Annotated in this window: 20 protein-coding genes; 11 read left to right on the forward strand and 9 right to left on the reverse strand. The window is 64.9% G+C overall.

Annotation, left to right across the window (positions count from 1 at the left end; genetic code table 11):
- Nucleotides 1–6: 6 nt before the first annotated feature.
- The gene (fliL, locus tag QX126_RS32120; protein WP_315738773.1) at nt 7–501 is read right to left on the reverse strand and encodes a flagellar basal body-associated protein FliL; all 495 of its coding nucleotides are present in this window, start codon (nt 499–501) and stop codon (nt 7–9) included.
- A 378-nt stretch (nt 502–879) separates the two neighbouring features.
- On the opposite strand from fliL, the gene flgF reads away from it, so the two are divergent.
- The 6 genes from flgF (at nt 880) to QX126_RS32150 (ending at nt 5,342) form a co-directional block, all read left to right on the forward strand.
- Nucleotides 880–1,644, forward strand: a complete 765-nt coding sequence (gene flgF, locus QX126_RS32125; RefSeq protein WP_315786431.1) for a flagellar basal-body rod protein FlgF — start codon at nt 880–882, stop codon at nt 1,642–1,644.
- A 22-nt stretch (nt 1,645–1,666) separates the two neighbouring features.
- On the forward strand, nt 1,667–2,455 hold the full coding sequence (flgG, locus tag QX126_RS32130; RefSeq protein WP_315756560.1) for a flagellar basal-body rod protein FlgG: 789 nt from the start codon (nt 1,667–1,669) through the stop codon (nt 2,453–2,455).
- A 19-nt stretch (nt 2,456–2,474) separates the two neighbouring features.
- Complete coding sequence (gene flgA / locus QX126_RS32135; protein ID WP_315739125.1) at nt 2,475–3,542, forward strand: flagellar basal body P-ring formation chaperone FlgA; 1,068 nt, start codon at nt 2,475–2,477, stop codon at nt 3,540–3,542.
- Nucleotides 3,543–3,547: 5 nt separating this feature from the next.
- Nucleotides 3,548–4,327, forward strand: a complete 780-nt coding sequence (gene flgH, locus QX126_RS32140; RefSeq protein ID WP_315786433.1) for a flagellar basal body L-ring protein FlgH — start codon at nt 3,548–3,550, stop codon at nt 4,325–4,327.
- Nucleotides 4,328–4,713: 386 nt separating this feature from the next.
- A complete protein-coding gene (locus tag QX126_RS32145) occupies nt 4,714–5,049 on the forward strand; it encodes a type II toxin-antitoxin system RelE/ParE family toxin (protein ID WP_315738779.1) in 336 nt (111 codons plus the stop codon).
- Nucleotides 5,049–5,342: a helix-turn-helix transcriptional regulator gene (locus QX126_RS32150; protein WP_315738781.1), complete on the forward strand. Its 294-nt coding sequence runs from the start codon at nt 5,049–5,051 to the stop codon at nt 5,340–5,342. The genes QX126_RS32145 and QX126_RS32150 overlap by 1 nt, the downstream gene beginning before the upstream one ends.
- A gap of 54 nt (nt 5,343–5,396) precedes the next feature.
- On the opposite strand, the gene QX126_RS32155 is transcribed toward QX126_RS32150, so the two are convergent.
- The 4 genes from QX126_RS32155 to QX126_RS32170 form a co-directional block, all read right to left on the reverse strand.
- On the reverse strand, nt 5,397–6,188 hold the full coding sequence (locus tag QX126_RS32155) for a 2-keto-4-pentenoate hydratase (protein WP_315786435.1): 792 nt from the start codon (nt 6,186–6,188) through the stop codon (nt 5,397–5,399).
- Between the two features lie 283 nt (nt 6,189–6,471).
- Nucleotides 6,472–8,571 (reverse strand): sensor histidine kinase, encoded by a 2,100-nt coding sequence (locus QX126_RS32160; RefSeq protein ID WP_315786437.1) that lies wholly within the window; start codon nt 8,569–8,571, stop codon nt 6,472–6,474.
- Nucleotides 8,572–8,776: 205 nt separating this feature from the next.
- The gene (gene dksA / locus QX126_RS32165) at nt 8,777–9,142 is read right to left on the reverse strand and encodes an RNA polymerase-binding protein DksA (protein ID WP_170323279.1); all 366 of its coding nucleotides are present in this window, start codon (nt 9,140–9,142) and stop codon (nt 8,777–8,779) included.
- Between the two features lie 228 nt (nt 9,143–9,370).
- Nucleotides 9,371–9,982, reverse strand: a complete 612-nt coding sequence (locus QX126_RS32170; protein ID WP_315778475.1) for an NAD(P)-dependent oxidoreductase — start codon at nt 9,980–9,982, stop codon at nt 9,371–9,373.
- Between the two features lie 144 nt (nt 9,983–10,126).
- Between QX126_RS32170 and QX126_RS32175 the strand changes: the two genes are divergently transcribed.
- Entirely contained in the window at nt 10,127–10,501 is a 375-nt protein-coding gene (locus QX126_RS32175) for a helix-turn-helix domain-containing protein (protein WP_315716006.1), read from the forward strand.
- A gap of 14 nt (nt 10,502–10,515) precedes the next feature.
- Here QX126_RS32175 and QX126_RS32180 read toward each other — a convergent pair whose 3' ends face one another.
- Entirely contained in the window at nt 10,516–10,929 is a 414-nt protein-coding gene (locus QX126_RS32180; protein ID WP_315716005.1) for a flagellar assembly protein FliX, read from the reverse strand.
- 269 nt (nt 10,930–11,198) lie between these two features.
- On the opposite strand from QX126_RS32180, the gene QX126_RS32185 reads away from it, so the two are divergent.
- From QX126_RS32185 to QX126_RS32200, 4 genes are all read left to right on the forward strand, one after another.
- The gene (locus QX126_RS32185) at nt 11,199–12,323 is read left to right on the forward strand and encodes a flagellar basal body P-ring protein FlgI (RefSeq protein ID WP_315738786.1); all 1,125 of its coding nucleotides are present in this window, start codon (nt 11,199–11,201) and stop codon (nt 12,321–12,323) included.
- Nucleotides 12,323–12,709: a flagellar assembly peptidoglycan hydrolase FlgJ gene (gene flgJ / locus QX126_RS32190; RefSeq protein ID WP_315756568.1), complete on the forward strand. Its 387-nt coding sequence runs from the start codon at nt 12,323–12,325 to the stop codon at nt 12,707–12,709. The genes QX126_RS32185 and flgJ overlap by 1 nt, the downstream gene beginning before the upstream one ends.
- 55 nt (nt 12,710–12,764) lie before the next feature.
- A complete protein-coding gene (locus QX126_RS32195; protein ID WP_315756569.1) occupies nt 12,765–13,250 on the forward strand; it encodes a hypothetical protein in 486 nt (161 codons plus the stop codon).
- A 213-nt stretch (nt 13,251–13,463) separates the two neighbouring features.
- Nucleotides 13,464–13,850, forward strand: coding sequence for a hypothetical protein (locus QX126_RS32200; RefSeq protein WP_315738790.1), 387 nt, complete (start codon nt 13,464–13,466; stop codon nt 13,848–13,850).
- A gap of 92 nt (nt 13,851–13,942) precedes the next feature.
- On the opposite strand, the gene QX126_RS32205 is transcribed toward QX126_RS32200, so the two are convergent.
- The 3 genes from QX126_RS32205 to QX126_RS32215 all read right to left on the reverse strand — a co-directional run bounded on the left by QX126_RS32205 (nt 13,943) and on the right by QX126_RS32215 (nt 16,646).
- Entirely contained in the window at nt 13,943–14,311 is a 369-nt protein-coding gene (locus tag QX126_RS32205; RefSeq protein WP_315786439.1) for a hypothetical protein, read from the reverse strand.
- Between the two features lie 32 nt (nt 14,312–14,343).
- Nucleotides 14,344–14,709, reverse strand: coding sequence for a flagellar biosynthesis regulator FlaF (gene flaF, locus QX126_RS32210; protein WP_315738793.1), 366 nt, complete (start codon nt 14,707–14,709; stop codon nt 14,344–14,346).
- 365 nt (nt 14,710–15,074) lie between these two features.
- Nucleotides 15,075–16,646 carry a flagellin gene (locus QX126_RS32215; protein WP_315738794.1) on the reverse strand — a complete coding sequence of 524 codons (1,572 nt, stop codon included), beginning with the start codon at nt 16,644–16,646 and terminating at the stop codon, nt 15,075–15,077.
- Nucleotides 16,647–16,959: the final 313 nt, after the last annotated feature.

Consider the following 16,959-nt stretch of genomic DNA (forward strand, 5'->3'; position numbering starts at 1 on the left):
TTTGCCTTACTGGACCACGATTTCCTTGAACAACACCGCGTTGACCTGGTTCGGCGCCAGCGCGACGTTGACCCGCTTGGTGAGCTCCTCCTTGAGCCTGAACAGGCCCGCCGAGCCGTTGAGGTCGCTCGGCCGGAGCTCGCGCAGATAGGTCTGGAAGATGTCGGTGACGCGCGGCAGCGTCGGCTTGATCGTCTCGACCTGCTTCTCCTCCTTCACCTCCAGCACGATCTTCACTTTCAGGTATTGGACGCGATCGCCGGGATTGCCGACCAGGTTGACGAGAAGGTCCGGCACCTCGACGAAGGCCGGCGGCTTCGGCGGCGGCGCCGCCTCAGCGTGATGCTCGTCGTTCTTGTGGCTGAAGAAGAAGAAATAGGCCGCACCACCGACGCCGAGCAGCGCCAGCGCGCCGACGACCATGATGATCAGCTTGAGCTTGCTCTTCGGCGAGCCTGCTTGCTCCTCGCCTTCGCCTGCTCCGGCGTCGTTCTCGGCCATGGCTTTCGGATCCTTCCGGACAATCGAGCCGATGCCGCCAGAAAGCTTAATGACGCGAAACCAACGCTCCCAGCGCATCTGCGCTTTGTTGAGGGAACGCTACGGTAACAATGGTTAACGGAAGCTTTCTTTTGCCGAGGCGGTGGGAAAAACTTGCCGGGCAATTATGGTTAGCGAGACGTTATTGCCGGGCGTTCTGAACCCGGGCTTAAATCCAAATCATTGATTTATCGATAGATTCAGATTTGGCACGGCTTTCGCTGTACCCCTTGCGAACCCGCCGGCTTGGGAGAGCTGAACGGTTCGTTGAAGACCCGATCGAGACCGCCTTGGGAGAGGTGCCGCGAACGGGATTCGTTAAAAGGGGGAGATCGACCGGTGGAGAATGCGCTTCTCATCGGATTGTCGCGGCAGATGGTGCTGGAGCGGCAGCTCGACGTCGTTGCCAACAACGTCGCCAACGTCAACACCAACGGCTTCAAGGCCGATCAGCAGCTGTTCGAGGAGTATCTCTCCTCCGGCGCGCATGAAGACAATTTTCCGGGCGCCGCCCGCAGGGTGTCCTATGTCCAGGACCGCGGCACCTATCGCGACTTCTCGCAGGGCTCGATGCAGCGCACCGGCAACGCGCTCGACGTCGCCGTCACGGGCGCCGGCTTCCTGACGGTGCAGACCGCGGCCGGCGAGCGCTACACCCGCGACGGCAATCTGCACATGAACAATCTCGGCCAGCTCGTCACCTCCGCCGGTGACCTGGTGCTCGGCACCGGCGGTCCGATCGTGTTTCAGCCGACCGACCACGACATCAACATCTCGCCCGACGGCACCGTGACGGTGGTCGAGGGCGTCAACCGCACCGACTCGATCCGCGGCAAGCTGCGCATCGTCAACTTCGCCGATCCGCAGGCCGCGCAGAAGCAAAGCAACAACCTCTACGCCGCCGCCGCCGGCGCCACCCCGCAGCAGGACACCAAGTCGACCATCCAGCAGGGCTACATCGAGAAGTCGAACGTCAGCGCGGTCGGCGAGATGAGCAAGATGGTCGAAGTGATGCGCGCCTACACCCAGGTCGCCAACATGCTGCAGGTCCAGAGCGACCTGCGCAAGAACGCGATCGAGAAACTCGCCGACGTTCCGGCCTGACAGATCTTGAAGGAGACGTGACATGCAGGCGCTTCACACCGCTGCGACCGGAATGGCGGCCCAGGAACTCAACGTTCAGGTGATCTCCAACAACATCGCCAACCTCCGCACCACCGGCTTCAAGAAGCAGACGGTGGCGTTCCAGGACCTGATCTACGAGCATATGCGCCGCGTCGGCGCGCAGTCCTCCGACCAGGGCACGATCCTGCCCGTCGGCATCGACATCGGCGGCGGCGTCAAGACCGTCGGCACGCCGCGCTCGATGACGCAAGGCACGCTGTCGCAGACCGGCAACGATCTCGACCTCGCGATCTCGGGCGAGGGCTTCTTCAAGATCCTGATGCCCGACGGCACCTTCCAATACACCCGCGACGGCACCTTCCAGATGGACAATCAGGGCCGCATCGTCACCGCGCAGGGCAACCCGGTGCAGCCGACGATCACGATCCCGCAGAACGCCTCGGGCATCACCGTCAACGCCCAGGGCCAGGTCTCGGTGACGCTGCCGGGCTCGACCACCTCGAACATCATTGGCCAGCTCCAGGTCACCCGTTTCATCAACAAGGCCGGCCTGCAGCCGGTCGGCAACAACCAGTTCACCGACACGCCGTCGTCGGGCGCACCGCAGGACGGCGTCGCCAACCAGGATGGCCTCGGCAGCATCACCCAGGGCAGCCTGGAGCAGGCCAACGTCGATGTCGTCAGCGAGATGAGCGAGCTGATCGCCGCCCAACGCGCCTATGAGATGAACGCCAAGGTCATCTCGGCCGCCGACCAGATGCTGCAGTCGACCACTGCGCTGTTCCGCTGAGGTTCGAAGGGAGATCGCCATCATGACCCGCACCGTCCGTCCCTTCCTGCTCGCAGCCGCCCTGCTCGCCTCGACCGCGCTGTCGGCGCTGGCCGGCGAGGCCGACGACCAGATCAAGGCGCCCGTGCTGCGCTCCACCGTCAACGTCACCGGCGACATCGTGCGCGTCGGCGACCTGATCGACAATGCGGGCGTCGCGGCCAATATCGCCGTCTACCGCGCGCCCGATCTCGGCACGACCGGCGTGCTGCCGGCCGCGCAGGTGATCGCGACCCTGCGCACCCACCAGGTCATCGGCGTCGAGGTCCGCGACATCAAGGAGGTTGCGGTCACGCGGCTGGCCCGCGCCATCGACGCCAAGGAGATCAGCACGGCAGTGGCCCAGGCGCTCGATCACCGCAACGGACTTGGCGATGCCGCGAACCTCAGCATCAGCTTCGACCAGCCGGTGCAGGATCTCAAATTCGAGGCCTCGACGTCAGGCACGCTGGCGCCGACCAGCGCCCGCTTCGACCCCCGCAGCGGCCGCTTCGACATCACCTTCGAGCTCGGCCATGCCAATGGCGCGAGTCCGACCAAGCTGCGCTACACCGGCACGGCGATCGAGACCGTCGAGGCCGTGGTGCTGACCCGCAACATCGATCGCAACGAGATGATCCGCTCAGGCGACCTGCAGACCGAGCGGCGGCCGCGCGCCGAGCTCGGCGGCGGCGAGCCTGCCTCGCGCGAGCTCGCAGTGGGCATGCAGATGCGCCGCGCGGTGCGCGCCGGCCAGGCGCTGAAGACCACCGACCTCGCCAAGCCCGACCTCGTGCAGCGCGACCAGGCGGTCACGCTGATCTACCAGACCGCCGGCATCTATCTCACCACGCGCGGCAAGGCGCTGGAGTCGGGCACCGAAGGCGACGTCGTCAGCGTGCTCAATCTGCAGTCCAAGCGCACCGTGACCGGCCGCGTCTCGGGTCGCGGCCAGGTCTCCGTCGACATCGCCGTCGCCAAGCCGGCGCAGACCTCCGAGGCCGACATCGCCGCGCCCGTCGCCGTCGCCAGCCGCCTTCCCACCTCCGCCACCCCGAAAGCCGAGTAAGTTTCATGTCGAAGTTCAAGTTTGATGGTCGGGGCGCCTCGAGCCTGCGCCGGGTTGCGCTGGTCTCGGTCTCCTTCGCAGTGCTGTCGATCGCCGGCGGATGCTCCTCGATCGACCGCCTGTCGCAGATCGGCGAGCGGCCGAAGCTGACGGAGATCGACAACCCGACCACGCAGCCGGGCTACAAGCCGGTGCAGATGCCGATGCCCAAGCCCGAGACGGTGTCCTACGCGCCGAACTCGCTGTGGCGCAACGGCTCGCGCGCCTTCTTCAAGGACCAGCGCGCCCGTCAGGTCGGCGACCTCCTGACCGTCACGGTCAGCATCTCCGACAAGGCCAATTTCGCCAACGAGACCCAGCGCAGCCGCACCAACAAGGAGGATTCGGGCATCACCGACTTCATCGGCGCGAAGACGCTCGGCGTGCAGGCGCAGAAGGTGCTGCCCGGCCGCATCCTGACCGCCGACGGCACCTCGTCCTCCGACGGCAAGGGCACCATCCAGCGCTCGGAATCCCTGACCACCAGCGTCGCCGCGGTGGTGACGCAGGTGCTGCCGAACGGCAACCTCGTCGTCGAAGGCAAGCAGGAGATCCGGGTCAACTACGAGATCCGCGAGCTGATCGTGGCCGGCATCGTGCGGCCCGAGGACATCCAGAGCGACAACACCATCGACTCCACCAAGATCGCCCAGGCCCGTATCTCCTACGGCGGCCGCGGCCAGATCTCCGACGTCCAGCAGCCGCGCTACGGCCAGCAGGTGATGGACATCCTGCTGCCGTTCTGAGGCGAAGATCACATCGAAAGGCCGGGCGGATCCAACCACGCCCGGTCGCCGCGAAAGCTCCGACTTGAATGTCTTGGGTCGGCAATCGGACAAGGATGAAGAGACACGATGAAAATCCCTCCCCGGAGGGTCAGACAAGGACTTGGCCGAGCGCGACACTGGTCATGAGATGATCCGCAGCCGCCGCCCTTCTCTGAAAGCGAGCTCCCACATTGCCCAATACGAACCTAGGCGCAGCGGGCGATGTATACGCGGCCTCCGGTAGCTCCCCTGCCGGAGGCCGTGTTCGTTTACTTGCCTAGACAAGTGTCGTTCACTTGGCGATCAACTGAGAGCCTGCTCAGCATTTTCCCTGTTGCAGAACGTACCAAAAATGGTACATTTCAATGAAACGGCTACCGGCGTTCTTCTACGCGCTGCCATCCGGCCGCGAACCCGTCCGGGACTGGCTCAAGGAATTGCCTGCCGAGGATCGTCGGATCCTCGGCGAGGATATCAAGGACGTCGAGTTTGCTTGGCCGATCGGGCTTCCTCTGTGTCGGCCATTGAGTCATGGACTGTGGGAGGTTCGCAGCAGCCTCACGCAGGGCCGGATCGCCCGTGTGATCTTTTGCTTGCGAGACGGCCGGATGATCCTGCTCCATGCCTTCATCAAGAAGAGTCAGAAGACTCCGGCATCCGATATCGAATTGGCCGTCAAACGCATGAGAGACATTTCGTGATGCGCGCACCTAAGACTGCCGGCAAGGTCGGCTCTGCCTTCGACGACTTTCTGAAGGAGGACGGTCTCTACGAGACCGTGACGGCGCGCGCGATCAAGCGCGTGCTGGTACGGCAGCTCGAGGAGCTAATGAAGCGCGAGGCGATCTCCAAGACCGAGCTGGCGGCCCGCATGGAGACCAGCCGCGCCCAGCTCGACCGGCTGCTCGATCCCGACAATGAATCCGTCACGCTCGGCACGCTGGCGCGCGCCGCCAGAGCCGTAGGCCGTCATCTGCGCATGGAGCTCGTCTAGCTGGAGCGGAGCAACGCCCCGCTCAGAGATCGGCAGGTCTTCCTCGACGCGGGATCACATGAACGTCGCCTCGACCACACCGAGGCCGTCCAGCTCCATCCGCACCCGGTCGCCCGCGCTCAGCCATATCGTCTTGACCAGGCTGCCGGTCAGGACGAGCTGTCCGGCCTCGAGCCCGTCACCACCGGCGGCGAGATGATTGGCAAGCCAGGCCAGCGCGTGGACCGGATGTCCCAGCACATCCGCACCGGTGCCCTCGCCGACCAGGGTGCCGTTGACGATGGCACGGCCCTGCACCGCGGCCAAGTCCGCTACGGCAGCGCGCGGGAGCGCCGGGCCGAGGACGCAGCCGGCAGCAAAGAAATCGTCGGCGACGAGCGTCGGCGCCCCCAGCGTCTGCCATTGCACATAACGGTCGTCGACGATCTCGATCGCCGCATGACAGTCGCCGATCGCCTCGACGACGCGATCCATGGTGAACGGCGCGTCCAACGGCAGCAGGTCGTGCTTGAGCCGCACGGCGATCTCGCATTCGACGCCCACGCGGACGAAGTCGGCCGTGCGCAATCCGACCCCCGTCTGGTGAACGCCGCGCGCGAACACCCCGCCGGAGCAGGGATGCGGAATACCAAGATAGTCCTGCATCACCTTGCTGGTGCAGCCGATCTTGTAGCCAGCGAAGTCACCGGCCTGTTCGGCGAGCAGCCAATGGACTTCACGCTGGATCTCGTAGCCGGCAGCTTCATCCTTCGGCTGAAGCTGCGGCGGCAGAGCGCCCAAGGGCGCCCGCCGCTTGCGGGCATCTACAATCAGTTGCGCAGCGGCAAGGATCTCGTCTGCTCCCATGGCCCTTCAACTCCCCTGGCCCGCGGCCCGAACCGGCATCGCAGGATTTATGGTGAACGGATTGTTTATTAACGAGATTTTGGCTCCCATCTCAGCTTCATCAACAATTTGAGACGGCGCGGCCGCGGGCGCAAGCGGCACTTTCAACCGACCAGCCGCCCATAACCAGTACCTCGCTCATCGGAATTGCCGTCTCTGCGTCGATACCCCGGACGTGGGTATGGCAGAGCGCGATGGCGAGGCCATGTCAGGACCAGCCGAGCGGCGCTTCGCGCGCTGACGCTCAACTCGCCTCGCCCGTTGCGGCCATCGAGCTCTCGTCACGTGTCGTGAGCCAGGGCAGCTCGAACTGGCAGGTCAGCCCGCTCTCGGCAAATGTGCGCTGCAGATGCCTGACCGTGCGGGTCAGCAGCCGGCTGCCGAAGCCGACCACCGGCGGCTCGCGCGCCGGCGGGCCGCCGCTCTCCTGCCAACGGACATGCAGCGCGTCCTGGGCCAACGACCAGCTGACATCGACGTGACCGTTGGGCGTGGTGAGCGCGCCATATTTGCTGGCGTTGCAGGCCATCTCGTGGATGACGAGAGCCAGCTGCGTCGTCAGCTCGACCGGGACCAGGATGGAGGGGCCGCTGGTGGCGAGTTGATCCGGTGTGCTGGCGAACGGCGCGACCTGACTCCTGATGAGGGCGGCGAGATCGGCGCCCTGCCAGTCGTTCTCGGCAAGGCTCGTGTGCGCCGTCGCTAGCGCATGCAGGCGTGACGTGAAGTCGCGGACCTTGGCGTCGTGCCGCGGCAGCAGCTGATGCGCCAGCGATTGCACCACGGCGAGGCTGTTCTTGACGCGATGGGCCAGCTCATGCACGAGCAGCTCGCGCTTGCGGTCGGCTTCCTTCGCGGCGGTGACGTCGATGTTGACGCCGATCATGTACGGATCGCCGCCGCCCTCGCCGCCCAACATGCGGGCGCGCGCCTCGATCCACCGGATTGAGCCGTCGGGCAGCGCCACTCGCCACTCCGAATCGAGCTCGCCGGTGATCAGCGCCTGCTTGTTGTCCTGGTCGGCACGCGCCTGGTCCTCGGGATGCACCAGCGCCAGCCAGGCGTCATAGGTCCCTGGGAACGTGCCCGGCGCAAGCCCATAGAGTTCTTCGATCTCGTCGGACCAGTGGCTGGCGCCGGATCTGCCGTCCCAGGTAAAGGTGCCAAGCCGTCCATATTTCGCGGCGAGTTTGAGCTGCCCGGCCGTGCGCGACGCATCGTCCCTGGCTTGGGCGAGCATCCCGAAATTCTCCTGGATGACGCGCGCACTCTCCGCCTGCGCCTTTTCGGCCGCAGCCAGTCGGGCGTTGAGCGCCCGAACCTCCGGAGGATCGGAGGGCGCGGCCTCGCCTGGGATGGCGCTCTTGACGGCGATGCTTTCGAGCGGCCGGGCGATGCTTCGGCCGATGCCGGCCGCCAGCAGCAGCGCCAGGGCACAGATCGTCGTTGCCACGATGGTTGCGGTCTGCACCGTCGAGGAGATCGCCTGGGCGAAAGCCGCCTGCTTGATGCCGACGCCGACCGTCCACTCGCTCAGCTGGGGACGCGCATTGGCGTTGATGACACGATCGCCCTCGATCGACGGAAACTCCGCGATCCCCTCGGCCTTGGCAGTCGCCCGCCAGCCGGCCGACGCCGGCTGCCCGATCGTGGTGGCGTTCTTCGGAATGCGCGAGATGTAGCGGCCCTGGCCGTCCATGATGCCGACCAGCCAGTCGGCCGGCAGCTGCTGCTGGGCCAGCAGCCGGGTGTAGTTCGCGGCCGGCATGGCGATCGACAGGCAACGGAACGGCTTGCCATCCTTGACGACGGGGACATCGACGGTCGCCACCCACGCGCCTGAATTGGGACCGGTGAAGATGTCGGAGATCGATGGCCTTCCTGACTGAAAAGCGCGCTCCTGCGAGTGCCGGCCTTCGGGCGTACGCTCGCCGAGCGGCTTGCCCGGCGTCGCCCCGGTGTTGAGCAGGATGCGGCCGCTCGCGTCCGACACGATGATCCAGCCTTCGCCGCTGACCGCACCGACGCGGCGCGCCTCCGCCTCGAAGTCGCTGAGATCGGCCGCGCTGAGATCAGGAGACTTCGCCAGCACCTCGGCGAGCGCGATATAGCGCCGCAATTCGGCGTCGACAGCTCCGGAGATCGTCTGCGCGGCATAAGACAGGCCGTGCCGAATCGAGGCGTCGGCGGATTGCGCCATCGACACGATGACATAGGCAATCAGTCCGACGCAGGGCAGGAACAGAATGCCGGCCAGCAGAAGGAGGCGTCCCTTGATGCTCAGGGCGCCGTAGGAGCGCTGCATCGTCGCCAGCGCGCCTCTGGCTATGTCCGGCTCGCCCATGATTCCCCGCGGCGTTCCGAGATGGAACCGCAGTTAATTCAGCAGGCGCGAAAAAGTTCCTGACGTTCGGAAAACCAAAGGCGCTTGCGCTCGCTCCCGCACAGCCTGTGCGGATCGCACAAGCACCGTCTCAGCCGTCAACAGATACTGCGGCCGCACCCGGCAGGCGGCCGCAATCCCCGCTCGTTCAGGTCAGCGTCGCGACCTACTCGTCGCGATAGACCTTTTCACGCTTCTCGTGGCGTTCCTGCGCTTCCACCGACAGCGTCGCAATGGGCCGGGCCTCGAGCCGCTTCAGCGAAATCGGCTCGCCGGTCTCCTCGCAATAACCGTAGGTGTTGTCCTCGATGCGCTGGAGCGCCGCGTCGATCTTGGAGATCAGCTTGCGCTGGCGGTCACGGGCGCGAAGCTCGATCGCCCGGTCGGTCTCGGACGACGCGCGGTCGGCGAGGTCCGGATGGTTCACGTTCTCCTCCTGCAGAGCCTGCAGGGTGAGCTTCGATTCGCGCAGGATCTCCTCCTTCCATGCCAGCAGCTTGGCGCGGAAATAGTCGCGCTGGCGTTCGTTCATGAAAGGCTCTTTTTCGGAAGGTTTGTAGTTCTTCAACTTTTCCAAGGTCAGCCCATCTGTACGTGCTGGCGCCGGTCTCGGCACCGGCGGACGGAATACGCCCGTTCGCGGCCGCGTTATATAGCGGCCTCATGTGACAGACAATATTTCCATCGGCACGGGCGCCCCGCCGTTCGGGCCGTTGCACAGGCAAATTTGGCCGCAGCCGGCGGGACGCCGTGGACGGCCTCAGTAACCGACCGTGAAACGGGCCCGCCGGTGCGCCGGACGCTCGATTTCGTCGGCCATCGCGACCGCGAAGTCCTCGAAGGTGATGAAACTCTTGCCGTCGGCATCGACCAGCAACTGGTCCGTTCCGAGCCGGAACTTGCCCGTGCGGGCGCCGAAATCGATCATCGCCGAGGGCGACAGGAAGGTCCAGTCGAGCTCCTTCTCCTGGCGCAGACGATCGAGGAACGCGGCGCCCTTCTCCGCTTCGGCCTTGTAGGCGGCCGGAAAGCCGGGCGTCGTCACCAGCCGCACACCCGGCGCGACCTCGAGCGAGCCGGCGCCGCCGACCACGAGGTAACGCGATACGCCGGAGTCCTTGGCCGCCCCGATCAGGGTCTCGACATCGCTGGCCGAGAAATGGATCGCGCTGATCGCGACGTCATGGCCGGCCCAGAGCTTTGCCAGCGCGGCGCGGTCGTTGGCATCGCCCCGCACCGCCTTGACGTTGGCGTGACCGGCGATCTTCTCCGGGTTGCGGGCGATGCCAGTGACCTGGTGGCCGCGGCTGGCCAGCTCGGCGGTAATGCGGGACCCGGCACGGCCGGAGGCGCCGGCGACGGCGATCTTCATGGGGAGACTCCTATGTTCGAGATCACGAGGTCAGATCCGAGGTCTGGACGAAGCCGCCTCGGTATCCGATAGTGACTAGATAGCGGAACGAATGCTGGTGTTAAGAGCGCACTTTAAGATCACCTGGTCACGCCGGAGTAACCGATGAGAGCCGCGAACGTCTATTCGGCCGACTGCCCAACGCGACAGATCCTCGATCGCGTCGGCGACAAATGGGCCGTGCTGATCCTGATCCTGCTGCGCAACGAACCGTTGCGCTTCAATCAGTTGCGGCGGTCGATCGAAGGGATTTCGCAGAAGATGCTGTCCCAGGTGCTGAAGAGCCTGGAGCGCGACGGCCTGGTGCGGCGGCGCGCGATCGCGACCGTCCCGGTCACCGTCGAATATTCGATCACGCCGCTCGGGCTGACGCTCGCCGCCGCGGTCGATCCGCTGCGCGACTGGGCCGAGCGCCATCTCAAGGAGGTCACCGCCGCGCAGCGGCGCTACGACGCGCAACAGCCGTCGAAGGCGGCTTGAACGCGCGAAGCGTCTCAGCTCCGCCCGGCCTTGGCGAGCTCGACCTCGACGCGCAGCTCGATCTCGGAGAGGATCGCATCCAGTCCCGGGTCGCCCGAGGTCTGCTTCAGGTCGGCCGCGGCATCGCGCAGCCGCAGCGCCATCGCGGTGTCGAGCTTGCCGGACAGCAGTGTCAGCTTGAGATCATCGAGCACGTCGAGCGCGCGCTTGCCGCGCTGGACCGAGCGCTTGCGGCGCTCCGCCGGCTCCTCCTCGATACCCTGCAGCGCCAGCAGCGCATCGATGTTCGCAGTCTGCTTCGGCGCGAGCGTCGCGCGCGTGTCCTGCGTGGTGCCGACGTCAGGCAGCTTGAAGCCGCTGGACGAGGCCTTCCGCGTGCTGCTGGTCGACGAGCCCAGGGTCGTGCCGTTCGGTCCGTAGATGCGCATCGATGGCTCCCGCAAGCTTCGCGTGTCGAGCGGGAGATTGGCTCCGCCGTGGTTAACGGTGCGTAAACGGCCCGGCAAATTCTGCCGGGGCGGCAGCTTCGTTCCCCCCGAGCACCCCTGGACCGCGACAAAGCTTCGAGTCGATTTCACACTCTTTCAATGAGTTAGCCCGGAGCATCGCCGTGGCACGGCGCTCGCATAGTTAACGTCGATCATGCGGTCATGGGAGTGGCCGAGTGATCACTTGAAGAGTTCGAGGGGAGCATAGGATGCGACGCGTCCGAACCACGCGCCTGTTTCAGGTCGCCTGCGCCGCCGTGCTGGCGCTGGCATCTACCGTCATGTCTGCGAATGCGACCTCGCGGATCAAGGATCTCGCCAATATCGAGGGCGTGCGCCAGAACCAGTTGATCGGCTATGGCCTCGTGGTCGGCCTCAACGGCACCGGCGACACGCTGAACAACATCCCGTTCACCAAGCAGTCGCTGCAGGCGATGCTTGAGCGCATGGGCGTCAACATCCGCGGCGCCACCATCCGCACCGGCAACGTCGCCGCTGTCATGGTCACCGGCAACCTGCCGCCATTCGCGACGCAAGGCACGCGCATGGACGTCACGGTGTCCGCGCTCGGCGACGCCAAGAACCTGCAGGGCGGCACCCTGCTCGTCACCCCCCTGCTCGGCGCCGACGGCAACGTCTATGCGGTGGCGCAGGGCTCGCTCGCGATCTCCGGCTTCCAGGCCGAGGGCGAGGCCGCCAAGATCGTGCGCGGCGTGCCGACCGTCGGCCGCATCGCCAACGGCGCCATCATCGAGCGCGAGATCGAGTTCGCGCTGAACCGGCTGCCGAACGTGCGGCTGGCGCTGCGCAACGCCGACTTCACCACCGCAAAGCGCATCGCCGCCGCCATCAACGATTTCCTCGGCGTCAAGACCGCCGAGCCGATCGACCCTTCGACGGTGCAGCTCAGCGTTCCCGCCGAGTTCAAGGGCAACGTCGTCGCCTTCCTGACCGAGATCGAGCAGTTGCAGGTCGATCCTGATCTCGCCGCCAAGATCGTCATCGACGAGCGCTCCGGCATCATCGTGATGGGCCGCGACGTGCGCGTGGCGACCGTCGCCGTGGCGCAAGGCAACCTCACCGTCACGATCTCCGAAAGTCCGCAGGTCAGCCAGCCCAATCCACTGTCGCGCGGCCGCACCGTGGTCACACCGCGCACCAGCGTCGGTGTCACCGAGGAAGGCAAGAAGTTCGCGGTCGTCAAGGACGGCGTGTCCTTGCAGCAGCTGGTCGACGGCCTCAACGGCCTCGGCATCGGTCCCCGCGACCTGATCAGCATCCTGCAGGCCATCAAGGCGGCGGGTGCCATCGAAGCCGACATCGAGGTGATGTGATGGCGACGTCCTTCATCGACTCCTATCATGGCCGCGTCGCTCTCAACATGCCGACGGCCGCGGCCGTCACCGCGCCGCGCACCGATCTCGATCTCGCCGAGGCCCTGACCAAGGTCTCGCCCAAGGCGCAGGCCAGGGCCAAGGCGACGGCGACCGACTTCGAAGCGATGTTCCTCAACAGCATGTTTTCGCAGATGACCAGCGGCGTGAAGGGCGAAGGACCGTTCGGCGACACGCCGGGCACCGGCGTCTGGCGCTCGATGCTGACGGAGCAATATTCCAAGAACTTCGCCAAGGCCGGCGGCGTCGGCATCTCCAACGACGTCTTCCGCACTCTCATCCTGCAACAGGCCGGCAGCAGCTCCGGCGCCAACGGCAAAGCGTAGATGTTCGCGTGACACGCGCGTGGGCGGCAAGCGCTCACGCCAAGGGAGTTATGAAATGACCGCACAGGGCCAAGCGAAGAAGACGACCTACGCCGCCGCCACCAGCGCCGCAGAGGCACGCGCGCTCGCCGACGAGATGGTGAGCGTCATGAGCGAGCTGATCGCGGTCATCGAGCAGGAGACCGAGCTGGTCCGCGCCGGCAAGCTGCGCGAAGGCATGGCGTTCGGCCCGAAGAAGACCGAGCTGTCCCGCCACTACGTCACGACCGTGGGCCGCCTCAAGGCGAGCCAGGATTTCATGAAGCAGACCGCGCCGGAGCTGCTCGCCACCCTGCACCGTCACCACGACACCTTCCGCGCCCTGCTGCAGGTGAACCTGACCGTGCTGGCGACTGCGCACGCGATCTCGGAAAAGATCGTGCGCGGCGTCAATGCCGAGGTTCAGCGCAAGAACATCCCCAGCACGTATACCGCCGGCGGCCGCCGCGCCGCCCCGGGCGCACGGCACCTCACCCCGCTCGCCGTCAGCCGGACGCTCTGAGCCTCACCACTGGCACCCCCCACTGCATTGCAGCGCCGCGCCGCCTCGAGGGCCGCGCGGCCGTCGCCGTTTAACGCTCGGATAAGCTTAAAAGGCCCTGGCGAATCACAACGCGCCGTTCATCCTATTTCCTAACATAACGTTGATTGGTCATCGGCATAGTTGCAAGCGGGATGGGTTGGGAATTGACTCGATGGCCATGAGGAGGCTGCCATGAGTTCCGATTTCAGCGTAAGAGCGGTAGGGACGCCAGCGTCCGTTCCGATAATTCCGCCGTCGAGCCAGGCGGTGGTGAGCGCTGTTCCAACGGACCTTCCTCCCAGCCAGACCGTGACCGCGGCCGAGCCTGGCGCCTCCGTGCGCAACGACGTCCCGGTCAACGTCGCGAACGATCTGTCGGTGTCGCGGCAGGCCTATTACGATCGCGCCGCTGCCGCCCTGGTGTTCCAGGTGGTCAACCGCAAGACCGATCAGGTCGTGACCCAATATCCGGATGAGGCCGTGCTGCGCCGCCGGGCCTACTTCAACACGCTCGACCTTCAGAAGGATATGCAGAAGGCGGACGTGCCGCGCGTCGTGGCGACCGATCGCACCGCCTGAGCCCCCACGGGGCCGACCGCTTCATTCCGCCGCCGCCTGCACGCCGCCCCACCGGGCGGCGTTGCCGTATCGAGCGGCGCAGCTTTGGCGGATCAACTGCTCCGGGTCGCGTAGGCGGTGTCGAGATAGGTCTGGCCCGAGGCGGCGTCGGTGACCACGTTCTTGATCTGGGCCTTGCCGTTGCCGGTCAGCGTGAACTTCGTACCGCCGATCCTGAACGTATTATCCTTGATCAGCACGTCCTGATACTTGTTCACGCCCTCGCCCTGGTAGCGAACCTTGGCGTGAAAGCCCTTGACGTTGGAGACCGAGACCGTGAACGACTTCCCGTTGGCATATTTTCCGCTCCAGCCGCCCTGATAGAGCGTCGGATCGACGGCCACGTATTTGCTGTTGCTTCGCGCCGTACTGAGCAGGTTCGACTTGTAGGACGCAGACAGGATGCTGGTGATATCGGTCATCACGACGCGCCACCCGCCCCTGTCCCCGACGGTCAGCTCCGCCCGGACAATCCCGCGGCGATGTGGCAGTTGATGTCGATCAGCGACTTGAGCTTCGCCGGATCCGGATCCATCTGCATCTCGATCGTCTGCTTCATCACGAACACGCCGATGTTGGCGATGTTCTGGCGGATGTCGAGCGGATTCGGATTGTCGTCCGCCTCCATCGCGCTCATGAAGATCGTCCACAAGCGACGATTGAAGAGCAGAGCCTTGTACATGTTGCGATCAGGGCCGCTCCAATTGGCCTGGACTTCCTGCAGCTGCCGTGCCGCTTTCAACAGAGCCTGAGCTTCGATCTCCCGTGGTGATGCCGTCGTCTGCGACGTGCGGGCATAGGCTTGAGCGGCATATGACATCAACTACTCCGGACTGACGCAGGGACACGACCAAACTGCTCAGGTTTTGTACTTTGCGTGCCTTTAAAATATGGTTAGCGGCCGTTAGCGGAATTCGTTTCGTAGCGTCACGGAGCACCGCAAATCGCCTTGTTTGGTGCACCTCTTAATTTCTTGCGAACGCGATGATTCAAAATGTCCGGACGAGGATCGTACGTTGTTCATCACGCCTCGGCGGCGCGAACTACACGAACAACGGCGCCTTCACGCAGCTCACCCACCGACATCGAACGGAGACCCGCGCTGCCACGCACGGCATAGCCAAAAGCAGAAGCGGCGGGCATGGCCCGCCGCTTCGATGAGATATCATTCCAGCGCGTTCGCGCTCAGCGCAGGAGCTGCAGCACGCTCGCCTGCGACTGATTGGCCAGCGCTAGCGCGGAGACCGCGATCGACTGGCGGGTCGACAGCGCCTGGCTGTTGGCCGCCTCCTCGTTGGTGTCGGCCAAGGTCAGGTTCGACGAGCCGGTCTGCAGCACGTTGATCAGGTTCTTGTTGAAGTCCTGACGGATCTGCACGATCGAGAGGTTCGAACCGAGCGACGACGCTTCAGAGCGGATCGCAGTCGATGCACTGTTCAAGGTCGTGAGCACCTTGTTGGCCGAGTTGCTGTCGAGGAAGTCGCTTCCGACCACCAGCGCCGATAGGCCGAGACCGGTGCTGTTGAAGGTCACGCCGGTGATGTTCAGCGTGGACCGTCCGGTCTCGTTGAACACCAACTTGAGCGTGTCGCCGTTGAGCAGGTTGATGCCGTTGAACGAGGCGTCCTGCGCCGTGGTGTTGATCTGCGCCAGGACGTTGTTGTACTGCGCGATCAGGCCGGCACGCGTCGTCTGGGAGTTGGTGTCGGCCACCGGGGTCGATGCCGTCACGCCGTTAAAGGCCATGCTGGCCGCGGTCGAAGAGCCGGCGACCGCGCCGATCGTCGACGATGCCGCTTCGTTGGTGGTGAGGATCGTAAGCTGACCCGTCGTGCTCAGGCTGGCCTGCAGGTTGTTGGTCGCGAGAGCCGTATTGAGCTGTGCCAGCGTCGAGATCTGCGAAGCACCTGTGCCGAACGTTATGTTCGTTGCGACGCCGCCTCCTGTCGAGGCAATTGTCAGCGTCTGTCCTGTCAAGGCTGGCGGATTTCGTGTGGTCGTGCCGGCGGTCAATCCGAGCTTGGCCAGGGCCGTGCCCGATACTGTCAGATCCTGCGCCGTGCCTGTCGCCAGCTGGATCTTGCCGGCTGCCACCGTGGACGGCGTTGCGGTGGCTCCGGTCACCGAATCGATGGCAGCCAGGAGGTTGCTGACGGTGTCGCCGACGCCGATGTTGGTACCGGCCGAGACCGAGCCGGCCACGAAGGTGAACACGACACCGTTGACCACGAGCGTATCGCCGGTGGTGACGCTGCTCGCCAGGTCGTTCGAGGTCGAGCTCGCCGTACCCGACAGCCTGGTGGATCCGGTGATCGCAACGGCCGAGCTGAGGTTGTCGTTGTTGACCGCGCTGCCGGTCACGAAATTGTTTGAGGAGCTGCCGAGCAGGTTGTTCGCCGTCGCCCCTGAGATGACCGCGGAGGTCACGCTCGACTTGGTGGTGTACCCCGTCGGGGCCTGGAGGACCTGGCTTGCGATCGACTTGGCGCTATCGACGAGCTTCTGAAGCGAGGTGAGACCGGTATTCGCAGCCTGGAGAACCTGGACACCGTTGCCGATGCTGTCGAGCAGATTCGCAATGTCGCTCGCGCGGTTGTTGAGCGATTGCGAGGTGAAGAATTCGGTGGGGTTATCGAGCGCCGTGTTGACCTTGTTGCCGGTGGCCAGGTTGTTTTGAGTCGTGGCCAGCAGCGATGCGGTGTTTTGCAGCGCCAGCAGGTTTTGGCGAACCGAAGCCGAGAGAACGATACCGGACATATGTGTGAAACCTTCCTAGTTATTCACCAGGAGGTTCTAGTCCAGCCACTTTTAAAACATGGTTAATGGCGCTTTAAATTTCTTGCTTAACGACTGGTTGCGATCCTGGGCTCCACTCGCGTCCGGTTCCGTGCCAGTATTGATACGGGCCGGACGGCCAAACCAGGCGAAAAAAGCGGCGGGGTTTCCCCCGCCGCCTTGGTCGTCGAGATGCGATACTTGCGGATCAGCGCAGCAGCTGCAGCACGCTCGCCTGCGACTGGTTGGCGAGCGACAGCGCGGACACCGCGATCGACTGGCGGGTCGACAGCGC

Origin of the sequence: Bradyrhizobium sp. SZCCHNPS1003, from assembly GCF_032381555.1 — a bacterium.
Taxonomy (GTDB): Bacteria; Pseudomonadota; Alphaproteobacteria; order Rhizobiales; family Xanthobacteraceae; genus Bradyrhizobium.

Bases quoted from the DNA above. Each gene is read 5' to 3' on its own strand.
- fliL (WP_315738773.1), bottom strand. From the start codon at position 501: ATGGCCGAGAACGACGCCGGAGCAGGCGAAGGCGAGGAGCAAGCAGGC.
- flgG (WP_315756560.1), top strand. From the start codon at position 1,667: ATGCAGGCGCTTCACACCGCTGCGACCGGAATGGCGGCCCAGGAACTC.
- flgH (WP_315786433.1), top strand. From the start codon at position 3,548: ATGTCGAAGTTCAAGTTTGATGGTCGGGGCGCCTCGAGCCTGCGCCGG.
- QX126_RS32145 (WP_315738779.1), top strand. From the start codon at position 4,714: ATGAAACGGCTACCGGCGTTCTTCTACGCGCTGCCATCCGGCCGCGAA.
- QX126_RS32150 (WP_315738781.1), top strand. From the start codon at position 5,049: ATGCGCGCACCTAAGACTGCCGGCAAGGTCGGCTCTGCCTTCGACGAC.
- QX126_RS32155 (WP_315786435.1), bottom strand. From the start codon at position 6,188: ATGGGAGCAGACGAGATCCTTGCCGCTGCGCAACTGATTGTAGATGCC.
- QX126_RS32160 (WP_315786437.1), bottom strand. From the start codon at position 8,571: ATGGGCGAGCCGGACATAGCCAGAGGCGCGCTGGCGACGATGCAGCGC.
- dksA (WP_170323279.1), bottom strand. From the start codon at position 9,142: ATGAACGAACGCCAGCGCGACTATTTCCGCGCCAAGCTGCTGGCATGG.
- QX126_RS32170 (WP_315778475.1), bottom strand. From the start codon at position 9,982: ATGAAGATCGCCGTCGCCGGCGCCTCCGGCCGTGCCGGGTCCCGCATT.
- QX126_RS32175 (WP_315716006.1), top strand. From the start codon at position 10,127: ATGAGAGCCGCGAACGTCTATTCGGCCGACTGCCCAACGCGACAGATC.
- QX126_RS32180 (WP_315716005.1), bottom strand. From the start codon at position 10,929: ATGCGCATCTACGGACCGAACGGCACGACCCTGGGCTCGTCGACCAGC.
- QX126_RS32185 (WP_315738786.1), top strand. From the start codon at position 11,199: ATGCGACGCGTCCGAACCACGCGCCTGTTTCAGGTCGCCTGCGCCGCC.
- flgJ (WP_315756568.1), top strand. From the start codon at position 12,323: ATGGCGACGTCCTTCATCGACTCCTATCATGGCCGCGTCGCTCTCAAC.
- QX126_RS32195 (WP_315756569.1), top strand. From the start codon at position 12,765: ATGACCGCACAGGGCCAAGCGAAGAAGACGACCTACGCCGCCGCCACC.
- QX126_RS32200 (WP_315738790.1), top strand. From the start codon at position 13,464: ATGAGTTCCGATTTCAGCGTAAGAGCGGTAGGGACGCCAGCGTCCGTT.
- QX126_RS32205 (WP_315786439.1), bottom strand. From the start codon at position 14,311: ATGACCGATATCACCAGCATCCTGTCTGCGTCCTACAAGTCGAACCTG.
- flaF (WP_315738793.1), bottom strand. From the start codon at position 14,709: ATGTCATATGCCGCTCAAGCCTATGCCCGCACGTCGCAGACGACGGCA.
- QX126_RS32215 (WP_315738794.1), bottom strand. From the start codon at position 16,646: ATGTCCGGTATCGTTCTCTCGGCTTCGGTTCGCCAAAACCTGCTGGCG.